We start from the raw sequence: 20,030 nt of genomic DNA on the forward strand, positions 1-20,030 counted from the left end.
CAAAATTACTGATGAAAATGCAGATACTACCCCTGCGGGAGTTTATCAAGACACCGTAACGGTACAAGTCGAATTTTGATTTATTGATCCGTTCGGGATGGAAGATAAAAGCTCAGACAATGGGCTTTTATCTTGAAAAACAATCTACAATGAAATAATTAATTTAGAAATTAGCGTTGAATCAATAAGGATGAAGTATGTTAGTTATGCTTGATAAGCAACAACCTAAACATGCGTTGATTAGCATAGATGTATACGTTCCTTTTTCTATTGAGTTTTCTGAAAATAAGTTGGCTGATATATATTGGCGATGCGGAAATGGAAAAACTTGTTTATTTGAATTAGGATTAAGTAATACTGGTGAAGTAATTAATATTACTCTTGTATCAATAAAATCTAATAACATATTGAAGACTGGCTATAATTTTAAAAATTCATTTCCAGTTGAAAACTTCTTACCTATGTTTGATATCTCAGATTGGAATGTGATATATGAAGATTATTCAAGCATATTTAAAGATGATTTTAATTATGAACTACAATTGGTTGTAGGGTTAGATTATTTAGAGTTAATTTTTTTAAATATTGAAAAATCAATGTATTACTTTAATGGTGAAGGAATATATTTTGGTGTAAACTCTAACAATGAACTATCATCAATACAGTTAACTAATATCTCAAGTGAAGAAATAGAACTTATAAAAAGCAATTTTTAAGGTAGGGGAAAATAAATCTGGGATAACAAAGAACATAATATATAATTTTGCTTTTAAAATTAGCTAACATATTTAATTAAAGTATCTAATTAAATGAAAAACATATTAAAAAAATAGCGACACTAAAGTCGCTACTTTTATGAAAAAACTTTACTTCAATCAGGCTATATCAGGGTGTTTATCTGCAAGCTTTTGACGTTTTTGCTGAAGCTCTTCAATTCTCTGATCAATATTTTCAATTTTTTGCTCAATAGTTTCATGAAATTCTTCAAGTAACTCCTGCGCTTCCTCTATATTATGGGCAATAGGCACGCCACCAATTAAAGGCTTATTGGCTGTTTCCTTCAAATATATTGCAGTAGCAATACCCACCACACCACAAATTATCAAGTAATAGGCCGGAACCATCAGATTATGGGTAGTTTCAACCAGAGTTGCGGTAATAGTTGGGGTTAAACCAGCAATAACGACTGAGAAATTAAAGGCAATACCTAAAGCGCTATAACGGATTTCAGTTGGAAATAGGGCGGGTAAAGTTGATGCCATCACTCCGATAGACATATTGAGGGATAAAGCAAGAATAAGTAAGCCTATAAAAATTTGATAACTTACCCCAGAGTTAAGTAATACAAAAGCAGGATATGCCAAGAAAACAAGGGAAAAGCTTCCAATAAAAATAAATGGGCGGCGACCAAACTTATCACTCAAATAACCAATCACAGGTTGTACAAATAACATCCCAACCATAACGGCAATGATAATAAGTGCACCATGTGCTTCTGAATAGCCTAAGTTATGCGAAAAATAGCTTGGTAAATAAGTTAGCAACATGTAGTAAGTGACGTTAGTGCTGATTACTAGACCAATGCACACCAATAAACTACGCTTATGTTTAACAAAAATTTCTTTGAAACTAAATTTTTGAGGTTTGCTTTTTAGTGCTTGCTGCTCTGCATGCTGTTGATACACAGGGGTTTCTTCAAGGCGGTTTCGTAAATATAAACCGATTATGCCCAGTGGTAGAGCAAGAAAGAAGGGAATACGCCAACCCCACTCGGCAAAGCTTGCTTCCCCCACGGCGTGTGTGATCAAAGCGACGGTTGCAGCACCAAGTACAAAGCCCGCTATCGATCCAAAATCAAGCCAACTTCCCATAAAACCACGTTTTCGGTCTGGAGAATATTCAGCGACAAAAATCGCAGCACCTGAGTATTCACCACCAATGGAGAAGCCTTGTACAATTTTTACAATGAGTAAAAGAATAGGTGCCCATAAACCGATTGTTTCATAAGATGGAATAAGGCCAATACCAAAGGTACTGATGGACATAATAATGATAGTAATGGCAAGAACTTTTTGACGCCCGTATTTATCACCTAAATGTCCAAAGTAAACACCACCTAATGGGCGAAAAATAAAAGGAACTGAAAATGTAGCAAGTGCAGCAATCATTTGCACGCTTGGTGAAGCATTTGGGAAAAATACTTTACCGAGAACGTATGCCACATAACCATAAACACCGAAATCAAACCACTCAATTGCATTACCTAATGCAGCCGCAGTAATCGCTTTTTTGGTTTTTTCGTTCTCGATGATATTGATATCATCAATATCAATAGGTTTTACTTGTTTTTCAGATGTGCGCATATTTAGCCTAAGAATTGAATCTCAGTATTTAAAGTGAACATATACGGTTTTAAATACTGAATTAAAAAATTGCAGAATAAAGAGGCAGAATAACGATGAGTTATTCAAGAAAAGGAAATTAAGAGGTGTCCTCTTAATGATCAATAAGATAGCAAAATATTTTTAATTGTTTGTTTATGTTAAGGTTTTAAATTGTGAAGAAATTGTATGGATAAAGTTACATAACTTTACTTAGTGGTAAAACTGAATTATAGGGCAAAATTTTTATAGAAAAATTGATAAAAGACATGATATTAGCGTAAAAGTTAAGCGCTATTTTTTTGAATTTAAGAGAGCAAATTTTTTACTTTTCATATACAAAATCTCAACTTGCCTTTAATTTGCACCATAATTTCAATGTTGGGGTAACACTCCAAATATAATGAAGTGGGTTTATATTAGGTTTTGATTAATCGCACTTCTTTGCTTCTGGGATTAACTCTAAATAATCAAAAAATTGTTGTATCTGTTCTTCAGTTTTCCGCGCTGTAGAAATAGGAATAATTCATCTTTACCAAGGTAACCGACCTAGGGTGTTTCAATATTTATGTAACGATTGATAAGTATTTTATAAACCTAATTTAACAATAAGTTATTCATTATTTATCCTTACTTTTTAATGATCTATTTTAAAACAAATGTCATTTTGCATGCTTGACTGTAATAGGGTAGAGCACTATCCTTTGCCTGCTGGCCTACATTGCCAGCCGGTTTTAGCAGACCGAGAGCGTATAGCACATCAAAAAAGCAATTTTTTGGTGGCGAACTCGTTCGTCCCCCTTCGTAGCGGTAGGACGGAAGGGGGACGCCTTGTGCGTGCTGGTTCTATATGCCCAGTCTGCTAACCCCCTTTCGTTCTGCCACCATCATTTAGCAGTGATTGGCAGAAATTTTATGCATATAGGAGTTCGCTCATGCGTACTATTTCTTCTTATTTTTTGGCCTTTGCCAAGCTCTCTCTATCCATACCGCTCAACTGGTCTTTAAAACGGTTTAAACATTTATAGGTTTAGCCTTTAGATCGTTACGACTAAAAAATCATATCAACAATAAAGCTTGAGATAGGTTAGCGCATCCTTTGTGTGCAGCTTTCGCATGCCTGTTTTTAGCACTCGTTTTAAGAGTGAAGGCCTTTCTATCTCTTTTATATACAACAAAAAATTATCTTTAAGCAGAATATTTATGCCAAATTTAGAAAATTCATTTAGAGCATTAAGAGTGCTCCACGCAGCAAGAGATCTATTTAATCAACATGGTTTTCATAATGTAGGTGTCGACCGAATTATTGCTGAAGCCAGAATTTCAAAATCCACTTTTTATAATGATTTTCACTCCAAAGAAAAGCTCATCGAGATGTGCCTAACTTTTCAAAAAGATGCATTAAAAGACGAGGTGTTTTCAATTATCCATTCATACCGTGAACTCATGTTGTTCGATAAGCTCAAGAAAATTTTCTATTTACATGCAGATTTAGAGAGCTTTTACCATTTGCCATTTAAAGCCATTTTTGAAATTGAAAAGCTTTATCCAACCGCCTATAAGGTTGTAATTGACTATCGAAATTGGCTAATTAATGAAATTTATAAACTACTTTTAACGTTAAAAATTACGGCATCAATTGAAGATGCGCACCTGTTTTTATTTGTGATTGATGGCGCTATGGTTCAGCTTTTAGGAGAAAATCAGATAGATGACCGAGATAGATTATTAAACTATTTTTTGACTATGGTGTCTTAGGTCTAGCTTATATAAAGTGAGGCTACTAGAGCCTCACTTTATCTAGGTTATTTTCCTTTTTTGGTTTTTAAATACTCTGCATAAGCTTCATCCGCAAAGCGTCTTAAAGAGTCACCAATAGCAGCATATTGATATTCATTTAGGTTAGCTAATGATGCACGGGCAGAAGGGTGCTGGACACCGAAGCCAGAGCCCGGTAATAAAACCACACCTGTTTCATCAGCTACTCTAAATAAAAGTTCGGTCGGATTTTTATTTTTCATTACCCACTCCGCAAATTCATCTCCATAGAGAGTACGTGAGGTATTTTCAAGGTTGACTAGAGTGTAGTAGTCCACAGCATTTGGATCGGTTGGAACATCAACGCCAAGTTGTCGGTAAAGTGCTGCATCACGTTCACGTACAACAGACTTGACTGCTTTTTTATAGCTTTGGCGTGAGTCCATCAGATTAAACAATGCAAATAAAACCATTTGAACTTGCTGTGGTGTAGACAGACCAGCAGTATGGTTTAAAGCAACATTACGGCTATCTGCAACTAAACGATCAATAAATTTAATGCTTGCAGGGTCAGTCGTTAAAGATGAATAGCGCTCTTCAAGTTCTTTCTTCTCTTTTTTCGATAAATTCGCAATTTGTTTATCAAGCACATTGTTATTTGAAAGTGCAATGACACCAAGTCGCCAACCGGTTGCACCGAAGTATTTGGAGAATGAATAAACCAAAATTGTGTTATCTGGACAGATTGCGAAAAGAGATTTGAAGTTATCGGCAAAAGTACCGTAAACGTCATCTGTTAAAATAATTAGATCAGGGCGTTTTTTAACGATATCTTCCAAAATCGCAAGCCCTTCATCACTCATTTTTACAGATGGCGGATTACTTGGATTCACTAAAAAGAATGCTTTAATTGATGGATCTTCTAACTTTCTGAGTTCCGATTCTGGATATTGCCAACCGAGTTTAGGGTCGGCCTCAATGAGTACTTCTTCAAGTTGATAATCATTGAGTTTTGGAATTTCCAGATATGGCGTAAAAATTGGGCTACCAATTGCAATACGGTCACCGTTTTTAATAATTTTATTTTCTTTTAATGAGTTAAAGATATAGGCCATTGCTGCTGTTCCGCCTTCAACCGCAAACAAGTCTAAATCTTTTTTCTGCATGCCTTGTACGCCCATTTCTCGTAAGACGTACTCTTTAATAATCGTTTCACTGACTCTGAGCATTCGGTCTGGCACCGGATAGTTACACCCTAAAATGCCTTCAACCATTTCAAGCAGAAAAAGATCTGGGTCTAAGCCTAACTGATCTCGGACATAAGACACAGCTTTGCCTAAAAAGACGACGCCGGGTTTGTCACGATTTTCCAAAATAAAATTATCAAAACGTGACTGGAGTCCAACGGGGCGAGGGAAGCCACCTAGACCTTCTGGCATGTAAGAAAATGAAAACTCAGATTCAGTCGCCGAAAACAAACCCAATTGAAAGAATGCTCTACGAGGAACGGTTGCGAGAAAGTTTGGATTACCTCGCCCAGCATTTAACATCATTCTGTCAGTTCTGCTTTGAGCTAATTCTATTAAATTATCTTTTAGTTCAAATGGGCTGAGTTTTGCATATTTAGAATAATCGACTTTCCCCATGGGACGTCTCCTTAATTATAGTGAGATGAATAAAATTTCTAATTCAATGTATAAAATCAGGCCAAGCCGATGATGAGTGGTCCGAGTAAGGTCAAGAACACATTTGCCAAGGCATAGGTGATTGCAAAAGGAACAGTCGGAATTGAGTTTCCTGCTTTGTCTAAGATTGCCCCAAATGCAGGGTTTGCACTGCGTGAACCAGATAGCGCACCTGCCATCACTGCAACGTTGTTATAACGCAGAACATAACGTGCAAAGAGCATAGAAAGTAGGAGAGGAACCAGTGTTACCACAACCCCGATCATAAAGAGTGAAAGGCCACTTTCTTTAATGGTTTGAATGGCTTGTAAACCTGATTGTAAGCCGACGGCAGCAACGAATCCTGCAAGTCCTAAATCTTTAAGAAGCTGTGAAGCGGCTAGAGGCATATTGCCATGTACCTGATTTCTGCTTCGTATCCAGCCAAAGAGAAGACCTGATAGTAAAGCTCCGCCACCTGCTCCGAGTGTTAATGGCACATCACCTAAACGAATCACGAAAAGACCAATCACTAAACCGACCACAAGGCCTGCACCATGAAAAATCCAGTCCGTTTTTAAGCTTTCAGGTAAGGCTTTACCAGCCTCTTTCACTAAACGTTCGAGATCGCTTTTTGTACCGTATACAGTGACCACATCACCTTGTCGTAAAAGAGTATCATCGCTTAAAGGTTGTGATTCATCGTTATGTTTAATCGCAAGTACATAAATACCGTGCTTTAAATACGCAGGTGTATTGGCTTTAATGTCTCCTAAAGTACGGTTAAGATATTTGGAATTTCTTAGGATGACATCGCTGGTATCCATAATCATTTCCATACCTTGCGATGACTGTAATTCGCTCCCGATTTGCTCGGCAACTGAAACTACATTGGCACGGCGCCCAACCAGTAATACGACATCATCAGTTTGTAAGGTTAGTTCGGGTGCAACATCAATAAACTGATCTTTACGTTTTAACCGTTCAATCGTAATACTCGGCTGTTTTGCTTCAATTTCCGCAATCGTGTGTCCATCGGCTTGTTTGACTTTATAAATACGGCCAACAATTTCCGGCATCGCTAGTTCTTGACCGGGTGCGAGTTCAAAAGCACCTTTGAGTCGTTCACTTTGAGCTTTTAAAGCATCGTCGTGAATTTCTTTACCCATAAATTTAGGCAAGATATTCACACAAACAATGATCGCTCCCAATGAACCAAAAATGTAGGTCACTGCATAGCCAATCGCGACATTTGCTTGAAGTCTCTGAATTTCAGCCAGTGGTAGATCGAGCCTAGAAATTGCATCTCCAGCAGTACCAATAATGGCAGATTGAGTCATGCCGCCAGCAGCGAGACCCGCAGCCAAGCCTTTATCGAGGTGAAAAATTTTAGCCATCACTAAGACGGTGACTAAACCACAAACCGCCATGAATACTGCTAAAAGAATTTCTTTTATGGACTGTGGCCCCAGCGATTTAAAAAACTGAGGACCACTTTCAAAGCCTACCGCGTAAATGAAGAGGGCAAATAAAATTGCTTTAACGCCGTTATCAACAGGTACGCCAATAAGGCTTAAAACAACTGCGACGAGTAAGGAGCCTGCGACTCCACCAAACTGAAATTTTCCAAATTGAAACTGTCCAATCCAGAAGCCTATTGCGAGTGATAAGAACAATAATATTTCGGGGCTGTGCTTTAAGACACTTTGTAACCATTCAATCATTTTGATCTCACTTTTATTATTAAATCTATCTTTAATATATAAATTTATTTATTTTTCATTTTTTAAAATACTATATGAAAATTACTTAAGCAAACCTTCAAGACTGGTGCTTTTCTTAAATTTAATTATAAAAATAATGTGCTTAAATTGCTTGGGATCCCATGTGTATCAGTAATTCTGAGTGATTAAATCAACTTTTGTTTTTTAATATAAAGTAAAATTTTATTACAATAATATAAAGAATGTCTTGTAATAAATAATGTTGATATTTTATTAATTTATTGATATTAAATAATTTATTATTTTTTTGAATATAATTTTTATGATTGAGTCAAATTGAAAATTAATTTACTTAAAATAATTTTTTTGTTAATTGTGTCTCATAATTATGGTGGTGTCCTAATTGTTACTTATTTCTTTATAATGTTTTTTATTTTAAATAAAATATGAAAAGAGGTTTTTGTCTTTGTGAATATTTAAGTTAATTAAATATTCTCTTTGTCATTAATATTATTAAAATTTTACATATAATGTGATAACCCTAAAAAATAAATAGTTAGGGTTATTTTATTTTGAAATTACGCTATTGGAGCTATTGTTTTCAAATAAAGATCAGCGCGCTGTGCATGATCAAAGCACCAATCTTCTGCACTATTTTGCACAATCACAAACATGACATCTTGTTCTGGAACATCAAAATTCTGTTTAAGCTGTGCTGTAACATGCAGCATTAAATCTGATTTTTGTTGCGCCGTTCGGGGCTTGCCTGAGGTGATATAAAGCAAGATGAACTTTTCAGTACGTGCGGTTTTAACCCAATAATCAGGGTCAACAAAAACCTGTCCTTGCGGTATTTGTTCAAAAATATGAAAACAATCATTTTTAGGCGTATCGAAATAGTTTTCCATACACGTTTCCACAACTTTAGATATTTGCGCTTTTTCTAAATCGGTATATGGATAGCTAGTTGTAAAACGAATCATGGGCATGACCATATCTCCTCTGGCATATGTTCAAGTGCTGAAATAGCGGTGGGCAGTCCTGCATAGAAAGCAAGATGGGTAGTCACCTCAATAATTTGTTCTTTAGAGATCCCTTGGCTTAGGGCATTTTGGATATGCCATTCGAGCTGTGAATAGCGACCCTGTAAAATAAGCGCCGAGATTGTAATGAAACAGCGTGTTTGAGTATCAAGGATGGGTCTTTGCCAGATATCTGCAAACAAATAATCTTTGCCGAGCTCATAAAGTTTGGGAGCGACAGTTTCTAGATTATTAATATCAATTTTTCTAAACATCTTAAAACTCTGCGTTGGGGGATGTTGTAGCGACTATGGCAGTTTGTTATATTTTAAAAAATCAAAACTTTTTGAACCTATGGTTCAGTTTTTATGAATGATTATGCGAAAGTACCCACTAACCTTGACTTAGATGCCTTACGGGCATTTGTAAAAGGTATAGAGCTAGGCAGTTTTTATTTGGCTGCTCAAAACTTATGTCGGTCTCCGGCTGCGATTAGTGCTCAATTAAAAAAATTAGAGCAGCAGACAGGGTGCCAATTATTAAGAAAAAACGGAAGATTGTTAGAGTTAACGCCGAGCGGTGAATTATTATTTAGTCATGCAAAAAGTGTGTTGGCAATGAATGATAGGGTACTTTTACAACTTCACCAGACTCAAGCGACAGGGGTTATTCGCTTTGGATTACAAGAAGATTTTGCTGAAGGTACGCTCCAACAATTAATTGCTCAGTTCATGTTGCAATATCCTAAAGTGCAGTTTCAAATTCAGGTCGATCGAAATCTTAATTTATTAGAAAAAGTACAAAAACAAGAGTTAGATTTAGCGCTTATCTGGCAACAAGATGAAGCCCGTGAAAATTTTTATGAATTGCAGAATGTAGAAACAGAGTGGTTATTTTGTTCTCATCCACACATCCAGCAGATTATTGAAACTGGAACTTCGATTCCATTAGTTGTTTTACAGCAGCCTTGTATTCTAAGACAAATGGCAATTCAGGCGCTTGAAGAGAAGGGCTTGGAATGGCACATTGCCTATGAGTGCAATTCTGTTCAAGCTTTATGGCCTGCGGTACGTGCAGGCATTGGAATTAGTTTAAGATCATTATTTCAAATACCTTCAGATATCAAAATTTTAAAAAGTGCTGAATTGCCTCAACTTAAATCTTTATCGTTTGGGCTTTATTCTAGTTCAAAATTAGAATCTGGTTATATTGTTCAGCAATTTCAAAAATATATTGAACAGCATCTTCAATAATTTTTCTGTCTAAAAAGTTGAATTTAATTAGATAGTCTTTTGTTTAATTTATATTTTCATTTAACTTGGTAGCAAAGAGATTCTCTATAAATTATTTTGGGTAGCAGTAAAATAATCAAAATTTTCATTTTTCTTCTATCTTTCTTAACTTGAATGTTGATATACCAATGCTATAAGTTAAATTTTTGGAATGATATTTGCGTGTTAGGAGTCATTGTTTTAGGTAAAACAAGCTCGTTGAAGGATGTAATACAAATTATAAATTTCAGAGTATCACTATGAAGCTTAAAGAATTAGCAGGTTGTGAGGAGTGCGATACAGTCTATCGTAGAGCTCCGCTTGCTTATGGAAAAAGAGCTTATTGTGTTTGCTGTGGCGCAGAACTCTATCGGCATACCAAACCTTTTTCAACATTGTTAGCTTTGATTTTAACTGCCTTAATTGTATTTATTCTTGCCAATAGCTTTCCCATCGTAAAAATTGAATTACAAGGAAATACTTCCGAGACTACTTTACTGGGGGCAGTCTGGGTGATGTTTCACTTTGATCGGGCATTCGTTGGTGTACTCATCTTAATTACCACTTTTATTGTGCCGCTTTCCTATCTTTTATTGCTTAGCTATGTGCTCGGTACAGTGAGTATATTGAAAAAGAGGCCAACGTTTTTGGTGATGGCCTTACGCACACTTTTCTTTATGAGAGTGTGGGGAATGGTTGAGGTGTTCTTAATCGGAATTTTAGTCACGCTTGTAAAGTTAGTTGGAATGGTCTTGGTGATTCCCGAGATTGCTTTATGGGCATTTGCGATCTTAAGTGTATTGTTGGTCTATATTACTTCTATAAAGGTAAGTGATATATGGAACGAAATTGATAGGTCACTGCCATGAAAACAATAAAAAATGTGACCCAAACAAAAAGCTCGCAACATGGATCGGTACTTAAGCAATATCCAAGAGCCAAAGATCTCTCATTAATTGTGTGTCATTGCTGTGGGGTCGTAAATTCTGCTCAAAATGAAAAAAGACGACGAGATAAAAGCCAAGTTTTACGTTGTATTCGGTGTAATAGCGTACTGCATTCACGTAAACCAGCGAGTTTAAATCGAACCTTTGCTTTGGTAGTTGCTGCAACAATTCTCTATATTCCAGCCAATGTACTTCCAATGACGGTGACTGACTCACTTTTAGGTAGCCAGCAAGATACGATCATGAGTGGGGTAATTTACTTCTGGCAAAGTGGAGACTATCTGGTTTCAGTCGTTATTTTCATGGCCAGTATTTTTATTCCCATGTTGAAGCTGCTGATTTTGTATTTTTTATTATTTGCGGTATATCTACAGAAATCGGCAGGTTGGAAATTTTTACCGGAGCAATGCGTTAAATTATATCGAATTGTCGAGTTTATTGGGCGCTGGTCAATGATTGATGTTTTTGTGGTGGCACTTTTAACAGCCCTCATTCAGATTCAATCGCTTGCTACGATTTTAGCTGGACCGGGTTCGATTGCTTTTGGCGCAGTTGTGGTGTTAACCATGTTCGCATCACTTAGTTTTGACCCACGTATTATTTGGGATAACTTCTATACATCTCAAAATACAAACAAACCGTCTTCTGTTGCTTCTGAAAAAACAACGATTATTCAGGCAGAACATCCGCCGTTGAATAATGATTCTATTAATCCCAGTCAATAAAAGAACAATGAGTATGTCTGAAAATGAAATAACCACTGGTAACTCAGATCATCGCAATGCAGATGTTGAACTGGATAGCATGAATGATTTACCAGAGCCCCAAGAAAAGAAGAGTCGGTGGAAGCCTTTATTAATTTGGCTTATTCCATTGATCGCGCTTTTAATCGCGCTGTCATTAGCTGTAAAAGCGCTATTGTCTCATGGCCCTACAATTGATGTGTCTTTTAGAACGGCTGAAGGGTTAGTCGCTGGTAAAACAACAGTCCGTTATAAACAGGTGGATATTGGTGTAGTACGGCAGATTGATCTTTCAGATGATCGTTCACACATTATTGCCAGAATTGATTTGCGTAAAGGTGCGAGTAACTTTGCAGCAAAAGATTCACGATTTTGGGTCGTGCGACCACGTATTGGGACGGGTGGAGTTTCTGGAATAGACACCTTATTGTCAGGTTCATATATTGAAGTGGATGGCGGAAAATCAGAAGAGGATAAGTTTGAATTTACTGGATTAGAAGTGCCACCGGTCATATCTTCAGATGTTCCCGGAAAAGTATTTTTCTTAAATGCAGATGATCTTGGTTCGTTAGATATAGGTTCTCCAATTTATTATCGTCGAATTAATGTAGGGCAAATTACAGCTTATAAATTGTCCGATGATGGTAAGAATGTTGAACTACAAACGTTTATCCGCGCGCCGTATGACAAGTTTGTAACCACCGATGCACGTTTTTGGCAGGCGAGTGGGATTGATGTGACCTTAAATGCTTCGGGCTTTAATTTAGATACTCAATCGCTGGCAAGTATTGTCGCAGGTGGTATTGCTTTTGGAATTCCTGAAAGCTCTCGTGCTACTACAGCGGCGAATCAGAGTCGCTTTAATCTTTGGGATTCAAAAGGTGATGCATTAAAAGAGCCTGACGGGCAACCTCGTGGTGTGATTATGTATTTTGATCATTCATTACGCGGGCTTACTGTCGGTGCTCCGATTGATTTCATGGGTATTGAAATTGGTAATGTTAAATCAATAAATGCCGAGTTTTATGACCACTATAAACAGATTCGTATGCGTGTTGAGGCAGTCATCTATCCTTCACGAGTTGAAAATGGTCAGGCACTTAACCCGAACAGTGAAATTTTTAAAGATTTTATTGAACATGGATGGCGTGCTCAAATGCGAACAGGGAACCTTCTTACTGGACAAAACTATATTGCTCTAGACAAGTTCCCTAAAGCCAAACCAGCTACGTTACAGATTCTAGGTGATAACCGTGTGGTGATTCCAACTACACCAACCGAATTGAGTGGCTTACAAGCACAAGTTTCTCAGATTGCAGACAAATTAACGAAATTCCCGTTAGTTGAAATTGGGCAAGATGTGCGTAAAACGCTTAACAATATGAACACAGCGATTGAGTCTACCGACAAGTTGGTTAAGCAGTTAGATGGCAAAGTTGCACCTGGTTTACAAGCAACTTTAGACGATGTTCGTAAAACTGTAAGATCATCTGAGTCTATTTTGTCGAGCGATGCGCCGTTGCAACAAGACGTACGTAAAGCATTACAGCAAATGACACGAGCTGCTGCCTCTTTACAGTTAATGTCAGACTATATTGAACAACACCCTGAATCAATTATTCGTGGTAAGACACCAGAGACCGATGATGAAAAATAAAAACCATCTATCTTTTCAACATCCTAACGCAGCCAAATGGCTGCTTGGGAGCGGCCTGTTTTTAACGGCAGTTGCCATGACAGCATGTTCGAGTTCGCCAACGCCAAACTACTATACGCTTACACCTAAAGTCACTCCGGTCACCAGCTCAACTGTGCAGGTGATTGAGGTGTTGCCAGTCGGGATTCCAGACCGATTAGACCGTGCACCTTTGGTGCTCCAAGACAGTAGTGGTAAGTCTACGGTGCTAAACAATGAGCGTTGGACATCGACCATGGGTACGCAATTACGCGATACCTTGTCGGCGGGTTTACAACAAAAGTTAGGGGCAATTGACAGTTATAGCAGTGGGCTTGCCGGGAACAATCAGCCTTTATATCGTGTTTCTACAGACTTTTCTCATTTTGATATTGTAGATCACAGCAATATTAATATTGCTGTGTCTTGGGTGGTGAAGCGTCAAATACCGCCTACTCAATTAGAGTCAGCTAATGCAAAAGTAATCACTAATAGAGGATCTCAGTTAAATTGTCGAATTGCTTTTAAGCAGCCGATTGATCAAAAAGCTAAAAAAATGGAAGCAATTGTGAGTGCGTCAAGTGAGGCGATGACTCAAATTATTAATACGGTTTCTTCTTCAATCGTGGCGCTCGATTCAAACAAAAAATCGGTGATTAGCAATGGGGTTTGTTCGTAAACCAAATCGCTTTGAATTAACCCCTTTATTTGTGCAAAACAGATAAAGAGGTTTTTATTTTAATTACCTCGATAGGTTGAATAGCCATAAGGGCTAAGCAGTAGAGGAATATGGTAGTGATTTACGCTTCCATCCACTTTAAAAATAACGGGTACTTCGGCAAAAAAAGTTTGTTGTTTATTCTTTTTGAACCAGTCTTCAGTTTTAAAAGTAACTTTATAAACACCTTGCTCTAGTTTTTTATTTTCTGGATAGAGCGCAGTAATACGACCATTTGAATCGGTCACTTGCTGGTTGAGTTTAACCCACTGGTTATTGGTGTTTTTTTCTAAAACGACTTCAACTTGAGAAGAAGGCAACCCCGTTTCTAGATTTAACACATGCACACTTAGCGGATTAGTTTGTGCAAATGTAGCTGAAGCTATAAATAAAGAAGATAAAGCAATAAATGATTTAGTCATGATGAAGTTCCTTATGAATGAAAAATGGTTTCAATGGCTTTGCTTGCACATTGATTGTCATTTTGTGCACCGCCAGCACCTGCAACCCCAATCGCTCCGATCACTTGGTTCTCAAAACGGACAGGTACTCCGCCACCTAACAAAAGTAAATTTGCTACCGTGGTTAAATTTTTTGCATCGGGGTTTTGATTACTGTTTTGGCTTAAAACCAAGGTCGATGTTTTGGTAGATAACGCGGTATAGGCTTTTTTCTCGGCAGCCATTAAATTATGCGGACCGACTAACTCATGCCGTTCGGCAGTTAAAGGGTTACCACCGCGGTCAACAACAACCACTGCAATGTTTTGATTTAATTTTTTGCATGCCTCTTTCGCACTGTCCGCTAATAGGTGCGCAGTTTTAAGATCTAACGAATAGACTTGATTCAAAGCAGGGGGCTGTGCAAAAGTACTATTACCCAATAGCACGGCTGTTAGCATCAGCCATTTCAATTTGTTCATGATGATTGCCTCTATGTCGCTTTGAAAATCTTAAACAAATTGAATAATTCCAAGCATGACAATCACATTACAAAGTTGTCATCTTTCAAATGAGTCTCTACAAAATGCGTATCCTTATTATTGAAGACGAGATCAAAATCGCTACTTATTTGGTCAAAGGATTAAAAGAGTCCGGATATCAAGCAGAGTGCGTTCATTTAGGACTTCAAGGTTTGGAAATGCTAAAGAAAGATCAATATGACTTGCTTATTCTTGATGTCATGTTGCCGGACATAGATGGCTGGAGCGTATTACAAGTACTACGCCAGTTCTCCAAAATTCCGGTTATTTTCTTAACAGCAAAAGATCAGGTGATGGATAGAGTCAAAGGGTTGGAGTTAGGTGCAGATGATTACTTGGCTAAACCTTTTTCTTATATTGAATTGTTGGCACGTATTAAAAGTCTGTTAAGAAGACAGCAATATCTGCAAGAAAATGAGCTGTCTATCAGTGATTTAAAAATGGATTTGGTCGGACATAAAGTATGGCGTAATGGCAACTTAATTGAGCTGAGCAAAACCGAATTTAATTTATTGCGCTATCTATTGATCAATAAAGAGCAAATCGTGACGCGCAGACAAATTGGTTCCGAAGTGTGGAATATTAACTTTGACACCGATACCAATTTTATTGATGTGGCAGTACGCCGTTTACGAAGCAAAATTGATGAAGGATATGAATTAAAACTCATTCATACCATCCGTGGCTTGGGCTATAAAATTTCGGTTAGCTTATGAACTTTAAATTTCTGCGTTCTCTTGAAGTCCGTATTACATTACTGGTCACGCTCTGTTCTGCCTTAATTTTATGTTCCGTCGGCTTTATGACCTATTTAGGTATTAACCAAATTTTATTAAAGCAACAAGATAAAGCTTTAGCAGACAGAATTAACCGTTTGGAAATTTTGCTACAAGATAGCGAAAATGTAGAGCAAATCATTGCGCGGCCAAAGCTGTACCAAAACATGCTCGGCAACCAAGACAACTTGTTTCTGCTCATGCATAAAGACAAAACTCTAATTAATATTAATCCGCTCCATATTCAGTTACCTGAGCTTGCACAGCGCGACAGTCTTCAATTTCAAGATTTAGCCAACAACTCATATCCAACACGAATTGCATGGAAAACCATAAAAATTAATAACGAACCTTATCTGCTCATTGCAGGTAAACAATGGTCGGAACGCATCAATATTCTTTTACCTTTTCAAGAAAGTCTCTTGATGTATGTGGTAGGAGGCGTGTTTGCAATCTTTGTGCTTTGCATTTTAGCGTGTCACCTAGGTTTAAGGTCGCTACAACAACTTCGCAAGCAAACTCATTCTATTAACGTAAATCAGCTACAGAAACGATTAAACCTCTCAAAGTCACCTTTAGAAGTTGAGCTGCTTTCAAAAGATATAAATCACATGCTTGAGCGTATTGAAAAGGGTTATACGCAGCTCAACCGTTTTTCTGAGGATATTGCTCATGAGTTCCGTACGCCTTTAAATAATCTGATTGGGCAAACCGAGATTGCTTTAACTGGCGAACGCTCAGTTGAGCAATATAAAGATTTGCTGGTGTCTCATTTGGATGATTACCACAGATTAAAACGTATGATTGATAGCATGCTTTTTTTAGCAAGAGCCGATCAGAAAATGGTTCTTGTAAACAAACAAGAAATAAACGTCCAAGATGTTATAGATGGGCTATGCCAGATTTTTGAATATCAGGCCGAGGAACAAGAGTGTCATTTTAGTTTTAACTTAGAAGCTCAAACCTTATTTGCAGATCCAGAGCTATTTCAAAGAGCAGTCTACAATCTAATTTTAAATGCGCTGGTACACGGTGGTGACAAGCGATCTATTTATATTGCCACTAAGCATAAGATGATTGAGCATACGCAATGGGTAAGCCTGACTGTGGTAACGGGAGGTGTTTCAATTGCTGACCATCAACTTGAGCATCTTTTTGAAAGATTTTACCAATGCCACTCAAGTCGAAGTGATGAGAACCAGACAGGTGGATTAGGGTTATCGATTGTCGCTTCAATTATGGATCTACATCATGGCCTATATCGGGTTTATAACACGCTCGATGGCGTATGTTTTGAGCTTGATTTTCCAATTGCAGATGCCCCAAATAAATACAATTAAATCCTTATTAATGTTCTTTAATTTTTAAAATTCACACTTTGTTCACAGCCCTCTGGCGTATGTTTAAACATATGAAATAAATAGAAGAGGGTAGTTATGAAATTATTATTTGAGTCACTTGTCATCAGCAGCAGTCTTGCAGCGGTTAGCTTAACGCTTCCTTTGAGTACTTACGCAGACACGACCACTAAACCTGTCGCTGTTGAATCTATTGATATTAATAAATACGCAGGTAAGTGGTATGAGATTGCGCATTTACCTATGTTTTTTCAGCGTAATTGTGTAGCCAATACAACTGCTAACTATTCCATTAACGCGGACAAAACCGTTGGTGTTTTAAATAGTTGTACCAACAAAGATGGCAAAATGATTTCATCTGAAGGTGTGGCCTATTCGCAAAATGAGGGCAACAGTAAATTAAAAGTGAGCTTTTTGCCTTCAGGCCTAAGATGGATTCCTTTTACAAAAGGCGATTATTGGGTTTTAAGAGTTGACCAAGATTATCAGGTCGCTTTAGTGGGTGGCCCAAGCCAGAAATATTTATGGATTCTTTCTCGTAGTCCTCAAATTGATGAAGCGACATATCAGTCTTATCTGCAAACCGCAAAAAGCTATGGCTACGATGTTTCTAAACTCGTTAAGACAACACAGCCTAAATAGTGACGTTGCTGGTTATGTAGATTCTTATATTTATCTCGTAATCGTGTGAACTTCACATAAAATTCATTGCGCATTTTCTAAATTAGAACCAAAAGAAATGCTTTAGATCAGGAAGAATCAATGTCTAAATTTTTTCTGCGCTGGATCGATAGCTGGTCAGATTCAGAAAATGCGCAAGTGGGTACTTCTGGCGAATATGTCATTGAAAAGAAAATTCAATGGTTAAGAATAATTCCTTTTATTTTATTGCATATCGCTTGTTTAGCTGTGTTTTGGGTGGGCGTATCTTGGTTTGCAGTTGTCTTCATGCTGGGTTTTTACGTTCTTCGCATGTTTGCAATTACTGCTTTTTTTCACCGCTATCTTTCACATAAAACTTTTCAAACATCACGTATTGTCCAGTTCATTTTTATACTGATCGGAACCATGAGTGCACAGCGTGGACCGTTATGGTGGGCAGCGCATCACCGTTATCACCATCAGTTTACCGACACCGATCAGGACCCGCATTCAGCGAAAGCAGGTTTTTGGTATTCCCATGTAGGCTGGTTTTTGAATGAGCAGAATTTTGCTATTCGAAAAAAAGTAATTAAAGACTGGTTGAAATATCCTGAGCTGATTTGGCTGGACCGATTTAGTTTGCCTATTGTGATTTTTACAGCTTTGGCAATTTATGGTTTTGGTTCGTGGCTTGCGCAACATTTCCCTGAGTTGGGAACTAATGGCTTACAGCTTTTGGTGTGGGGATTTGTGATTTCTACCGTTCTATTAACGCATGCAACCTTATGTATTAACTCACTCGCGCATCGTTATGGTTCACGAGAGTTTAATACCCCAGATGACAGCCGTAATAACTTTTTACTTTCTTTAATTACCTTAGGTGAGGGATGGCACAACAACCATCACTTTTACGCGGGTAGTGTGCGTCAAGGTTTTTATTGGTGGCAGATTGATATCACCTTTTATGTACTCAAACTGATGTCTTTATTTGGTTTGGTATGGGGATTAAAGCCAGTACCAGCGAAGGTTTATCAATATAAAAAGATTAAAGATCTACCGATAGAAAAAATTGAAAATGGGGAAGTGTTATGAAAATTGCCATTGTGGGTTCGGGTATATCGGGACTTTATGCTGCATGGAAATTGTCAAAACAACATCAAGTTACCGTATATGAAAAAAATAACTATTTAGGTGGTCATACTGACACTCATGAGCTAGATATAGAGGGCGCTAAAGTTTCGGTAGATAGTGGTTTTATTGTGTTTAATGACTACAACTATCCCTTATTTACCGACATGCTTAAAAATTTGGGAGTTGAAACTCAAAGCAGCGACATGAGTTTTTCGGTGAATAATCTGGTCAGTGGGCTTCAATATAACCCCTCAAAAAAAAGGTCGCTCTTTGCCCGTCCGCAGAACTTTCTAAACCGTAAATTTCTACAAATGCTCTCAGATTTGCTGCGTTTTTATGATGATAATAAAAATATTGACGTAGCAGATTTTGACCCTAATTTATCTATTGAAGACTATTTAGACCTACACAAATATAGCCATGAGTTCCGTTATGAGCATCTTTATCCGATGTGCGGGGCATTATGGTCTGCTCCGGTTGAGCAGGTAGGTCAGATTCCATATCGATTTGTCGTAAGCTTTTTTCAGCATCACCGCATGCTACAGCTAAAAGAGCGGCCACAATGGCAAACGGTTAAACACGGTTCAGCAAGTTATATACATGCTATTCAACAAAACTGTCCATCCATTGAGTGGAAATTTGCAGAAGTAAAAGGTGTGAGCCGTTCACAAGAAGCCGTGTTTATCGAAACGACTGAAGGGCAAGCCGAATATGACTGGGTGATTTTCGCAAGCCATGCGGACGATAGCCTAAGTTTAATTAAAGATGCTTCATCGCTTGAACGAGAAATACTAAGTCAATTTAGCTATCAAGATAATCACATGGTGGTTCACCGTGACACTTCAATTATGCCTAAAAGCCGTTTGCAGTGGGCAAGTTGGCATGTACATGTAACTCCAACATCGCAAGTTCAAAGCAATGAGTCCGACATACATTATGGTTTTACCTACTGGATGAATAATTTGCAGAATTTACCCTGCAATACTCAAGTTTTTTCTACTTTAAATCCGAATATGAAAATTAAAGCCGAAGACATCTTGGTTGAGCGCCAATATCGTCATCCTGTGTTTGATACAAAAGCGATTCAAACTCAATCTCGTTGGCAAGAAATTAACGGACAAAACAGAACTTCATTTTGTGGAGCGTATTGGGGCTGGGGTTTCCATGAGGATGGTGCCCGCAGTGCAGCACGTGTTGTAGAGCAAATTTTACACTTATAAAAATAGGTAAGGAGCTTT

General features: G+C 37.6%; 19 protein-coding genes and 1 pseudogene. 12 read left to right on the plus strand and 8 right to left on the minus strand.

The window, feature by feature from the left end; all coding sequences use genetic code 11:
* The first annotated feature begins 197 nt into the window (after positions 1-197).
* Positions 198-716, plus strand: a complete 519-nt coding sequence (locus RMB13_RS04940; RefSeq protein WP_311084566.1) for an acetyltransferase — start codon at positions 198-200, stop codon at positions 714-716.
* A gap of 159 nt (positions 717-875) precedes the next feature.
* Here RMB13_RS04940 and proP read toward each other — a convergent pair whose 3' ends face one another.
* Both proP and RMB13_RS04950 read right to left on the minus strand, forming a co-directional pair.
* Positions 876-2,363: a glycine betaine/L-proline transporter ProP gene (gene proP, locus RMB13_RS04945; RefSeq protein WP_311084567.1), complete on the minus strand. Its 1,488-nt coding sequence runs from the start codon at positions 2,361-2,363 to the stop codon at positions 876-878.
* A gap of 448 nt (positions 2,364-2,811) precedes the next feature.
* Positions 2,812-2,930 (minus strand): annotated as a pseudogene (locus RMB13_RS04950) (ADP-ribose pyrophosphatase); the annotation flags it as partial.
* A gap of 654 nt (positions 2,931-3,584) precedes the next feature.
* Between RMB13_RS04950 and RMB13_RS04955 the strand changes: the two are divergent.
* Positions 3,585-4,139 carry a helix-turn-helix domain-containing protein gene (locus RMB13_RS04955; RefSeq protein WP_311084568.1) on the plus strand — a complete coding sequence of 185 codons (555 nt, stop codon included), beginning with the start codon at positions 3,585-3,587 and terminating at the stop codon, positions 4,137-4,139.
* Positions 4,140-4,186: 47 nt separating this feature from the next.
* Here RMB13_RS04955 and RMB13_RS04960 read toward each other — a convergent pair whose 3' ends face one another.
* The 4 genes from RMB13_RS04960 to RMB13_RS04975 all read right to left on the minus strand — a co-directional run bounded on the left by RMB13_RS04960 (position 4,187) and on the right by RMB13_RS04975 (position 8,824).
* Positions 4,187-5,785, minus strand: a complete 1,599-nt coding sequence (locus RMB13_RS04960) for a bifunctional aspartate transaminase/aspartate 4-decarboxylase (protein ID WP_151743228.1) — start codon at positions 5,783-5,785, stop codon at positions 4,187-4,189.
* 56 nt (positions 5,786-5,841) lie between these two features.
* A complete protein-coding gene (gene aspT / locus RMB13_RS04965) occupies positions 5,842-7,527 on the minus strand; it encodes an aspartate-alanine antiporter (protein WP_311084569.1) in 1,686 nt (561 codons plus the stop codon).
* 578 nt (positions 7,528-8,105) lie between these two features.
* Positions 8,106-8,516, minus strand: coding sequence for a tautomerase family protein (locus RMB13_RS04970; protein ID WP_311084570.1), 411 nt, complete (start codon positions 8,514-8,516; stop codon positions 8,106-8,108).
* Positions 8,507-8,824 (minus strand): carboxymuconolactone decarboxylase family protein, encoded by a 318-nt coding sequence (locus tag RMB13_RS04975; protein ID WP_311084571.1) that lies wholly within the window; start codon positions 8,822-8,824, stop codon positions 8,507-8,509. Before RMB13_RS04975 ends, RMB13_RS04970 begins: the two co-directional genes overlap by 10 nt.
* 93 nt (positions 8,825-8,917) lie before the next feature.
* Here RMB13_RS04975 and RMB13_RS04980 point away from each other — a divergent pair, with 93 nt between their 5' ends.
* The 5 genes from RMB13_RS04980 to RMB13_RS05000 all read left to right on the plus strand — a co-directional run bounded on the left by RMB13_RS04980 (position 8,918) and on the right by RMB13_RS05000 (position 13,864).
* The gene (locus RMB13_RS04980) at positions 8,918-9,802 is read left to right on the plus strand and encodes a LysR substrate-binding domain-containing protein (protein WP_311084572.1); all 885 of its coding nucleotides are present in this window, start codon (positions 8,918-8,920) and stop codon (positions 9,800-9,802) included.
* 278 nt (positions 9,803-10,080) lie between these two features.
* Positions 10,081-10,689 (plus strand): paraquat-inducible protein A, encoded by a 609-nt coding sequence (locus RMB13_RS04985; RefSeq protein ID WP_004643393.1) that lies wholly within the window; start codon positions 10,081-10,083, stop codon positions 10,687-10,689.
* The gene (locus RMB13_RS04990) at positions 10,686-11,492 is read left to right on the plus strand and encodes a paraquat-inducible protein A (protein ID WP_004643392.1); all 807 of its coding nucleotides are present in this window, start codon (positions 10,686-10,688) and stop codon (positions 11,490-11,492) included. The genes RMB13_RS04985 and RMB13_RS04990 overlap by 4 nt, the downstream gene beginning before the upstream one ends.
* Before the next feature lie 7 nt (positions 11,493-11,499).
* On the plus strand, positions 11,500-13,167 hold the full coding sequence (locus RMB13_RS04995; protein ID WP_311084573.1) for an MlaD family protein: 1,668 nt from the start codon (positions 11,500-11,502) through the stop codon (positions 13,165-13,167).
* Positions 13,157-13,864 (plus strand): PqiC family protein, encoded by a 708-nt coding sequence (locus RMB13_RS05000; protein ID WP_311084574.1) that lies wholly within the window; start codon positions 13,157-13,159, stop codon positions 13,862-13,864. Before RMB13_RS04995 ends, RMB13_RS05000 begins: the two co-directional genes overlap by 11 nt.
* 59 nt (positions 13,865-13,923) lie before the next feature.
* Here the strand turns inward: RMB13_RS05000 and uraH are convergent, their stop codons facing one another.
* Together uraH and RMB13_RS05010 are read right to left on the minus strand one after the other, a co-directional pair.
* Positions 13,924-14,325, minus strand: coding sequence for a hydroxyisourate hydrolase (uraH, locus tag RMB13_RS05005; protein ID WP_000167347.1), 402 nt, complete (start codon positions 14,323-14,325; stop codon positions 13,924-13,926).
* Between the two features lie 11 nt (positions 14,326-14,336).
* On the minus strand, positions 14,337-14,804 hold the full coding sequence (locus RMB13_RS05010) for a heme-binding protein (protein WP_080028307.1): 468 nt from the start codon (positions 14,802-14,804) through the stop codon (positions 14,337-14,339).
* A 125-nt stretch (positions 14,805-14,929) separates the two neighbouring features.
* Between RMB13_RS05010 and RMB13_RS05015 the strand changes: the two genes are divergently transcribed.
* The 5 genes from RMB13_RS05015 (at position 14,930) to RMB13_RS05035 (ending at position 20,012) form a co-directional block, all read left to right on the plus strand.
* Positions 14,930-15,601, plus strand: coding sequence for a heavy metal response regulator transcription factor (locus RMB13_RS05015; RefSeq protein WP_174748098.1), 672 nt, complete (start codon positions 14,930-14,932; stop codon positions 15,599-15,601).
* A complete protein-coding gene (locus tag RMB13_RS05020; RefSeq protein WP_311084575.1) occupies positions 15,598-17,001 on the plus strand; it encodes a heavy metal sensor histidine kinase in 1,404 nt (467 codons plus the stop codon). The genes RMB13_RS05015 and RMB13_RS05020 overlap by 4 nt, the downstream gene beginning before the upstream one ends.
* A gap of 96 nt (positions 17,002-17,097) precedes the next feature.
* Positions 17,098-17,661 carry a lipocalin family protein gene (locus tag RMB13_RS05025; protein ID WP_311084576.1) on the plus strand — a complete coding sequence of 188 codons (564 nt, stop codon included), beginning with the start codon at positions 17,098-17,100 and terminating at the stop codon, positions 17,659-17,661.
* 120 nt (positions 17,662-17,781) lie between these two features.
* Positions 17,782-18,753, plus strand: coding sequence for an acyl-CoA desaturase (locus RMB13_RS05030; RefSeq protein WP_311084577.1), 972 nt, complete (start codon positions 17,782-17,784; stop codon positions 18,751-18,753).
* A complete protein-coding gene (locus RMB13_RS05035; RefSeq protein ID WP_311084578.1) occupies positions 18,750-20,012 on the plus strand; it encodes an FAD-dependent oxidoreductase in 1,263 nt (420 codons plus the stop codon). Before RMB13_RS05030 ends, RMB13_RS05035 begins: the two co-directional genes overlap by 4 nt.
* Positions 20,013-20,030: the final 18 nt, after the last annotated feature.

Origin of the sequence: Acinetobacter sp. V102_4 (genome assembly GCF_031799005.1) — a bacterium.
GTDB classification, from domain to species: domain Bacteria; phylum Pseudomonadota; class Gammaproteobacteria; order Pseudomonadales; family Moraxellaceae; genus Acinetobacter; species Acinetobacter calcoaceticus.

What these genes read in the sequence shown, in the direction of transcription:
- RMB13_RS04940 (WP_311084566.1), top strand. Translation starts at nt 198, where the DNA reads ATGTTAGTTATGCTTGATAAGCAACAACCTAAACATGCGTTGATTAGC.
- proP (WP_311084567.1), bottom strand. Translation starts at nt 2,363, where the DNA reads ATGCGCACATCTGAAAAACAAGTAAAACCTATTGATATTGATGATATC.
- RMB13_RS04955 (WP_311084568.1), top strand. Translation starts at nt 3,585, where the DNA reads ATGCCAAATTTAGAAAATTCATTTAGAGCATTAAGAGTGCTCCACGCA.
- RMB13_RS04960 (WP_151743228.1), bottom strand. Translation starts at nt 5,785, where the DNA reads ATGGGGAAAGTCGATTATTCTAAATATGCAAAACTCAGCCCATTTGAA.
- aspT (WP_311084569.1), bottom strand. Translation starts at nt 7,527, where the DNA reads ATGATTGAATGGTTACAAAGTGTCTTAAAGCACAGCCCCGAAATATTA.
- RMB13_RS04970 (WP_311084570.1), bottom strand. Translation starts at nt 8,516, where the DNA reads ATGCCCATGATTCGTTTTACAACTAGCTATCCATATACCGATTTAGAA.
- RMB13_RS04975 (WP_311084571.1), bottom strand. Translation starts at nt 8,824, where the DNA reads ATGTTTAGAAAAATTGATATTAATAATCTAGAAACTGTCGCTCCCAAA.
- RMB13_RS04980 (WP_311084572.1), top strand. Translation starts at nt 8,918, where the DNA reads ATGAATGATTATGCGAAAGTACCCACTAACCTTGACTTAGATGCCTTA.
- RMB13_RS04985 (WP_004643393.1), top strand. Translation starts at nt 10,081, where the DNA reads ATGAAGCTTAAAGAATTAGCAGGTTGTGAGGAGTGCGATACAGTCTAT.
- RMB13_RS04990 (WP_004643392.1), top strand. Translation starts at nt 10,686, where the DNA reads ATGAAAACAATAAAAAATGTGACCCAAACAAAAAGCTCGCAACATGGA.
- RMB13_RS04995 (WP_311084573.1), top strand. Translation starts at nt 11,500, where the DNA reads ATGAGTATGTCTGAAAATGAAATAACCACTGGTAACTCAGATCATCGC.
- RMB13_RS05000 (WP_311084574.1), top strand. Translation starts at nt 13,157, where the DNA reads ATGAAAAATAAAAACCATCTATCTTTTCAACATCCTAACGCAGCCAAA.
- uraH (WP_000167347.1), bottom strand. Translation starts at nt 14,325, where the DNA reads ATGACTAAATCATTTATTGCTTTATCTTCTTTATTTATAGCTTCAGCT.
- RMB13_RS05010 (WP_080028307.1), bottom strand. Translation starts at nt 14,804, where the DNA reads ATGCTAACAGCCGTGCTATTGGGTAATAGTACTTTTGCACAGCCCCCT.
- RMB13_RS05015 (WP_174748098.1), top strand. Translation starts at nt 14,930, where the DNA reads ATGCGTATCCTTATTATTGAAGACGAGATCAAAATCGCTACTTATTTG.
- RMB13_RS05020 (WP_311084575.1), top strand. Translation starts at nt 15,598, where the DNA reads ATGAACTTTAAATTTCTGCGTTCTCTTGAAGTCCGTATTACATTACTG.
- RMB13_RS05025 (WP_311084576.1), top strand. Translation starts at nt 17,098, where the DNA reads ATGAAATTATTATTTGAGTCACTTGTCATCAGCAGCAGTCTTGCAGCG.
- RMB13_RS05030 (WP_311084577.1), top strand. Translation starts at nt 17,782, where the DNA reads ATGTCTAAATTTTTTCTGCGCTGGATCGATAGCTGGTCAGATTCAGAA.
- RMB13_RS05035 (WP_311084578.1), top strand. Translation starts at nt 18,750, where the DNA reads ATGAAAATTGCCATTGTGGGTTCGGGTATATCGGGACTTTATGCTGCA.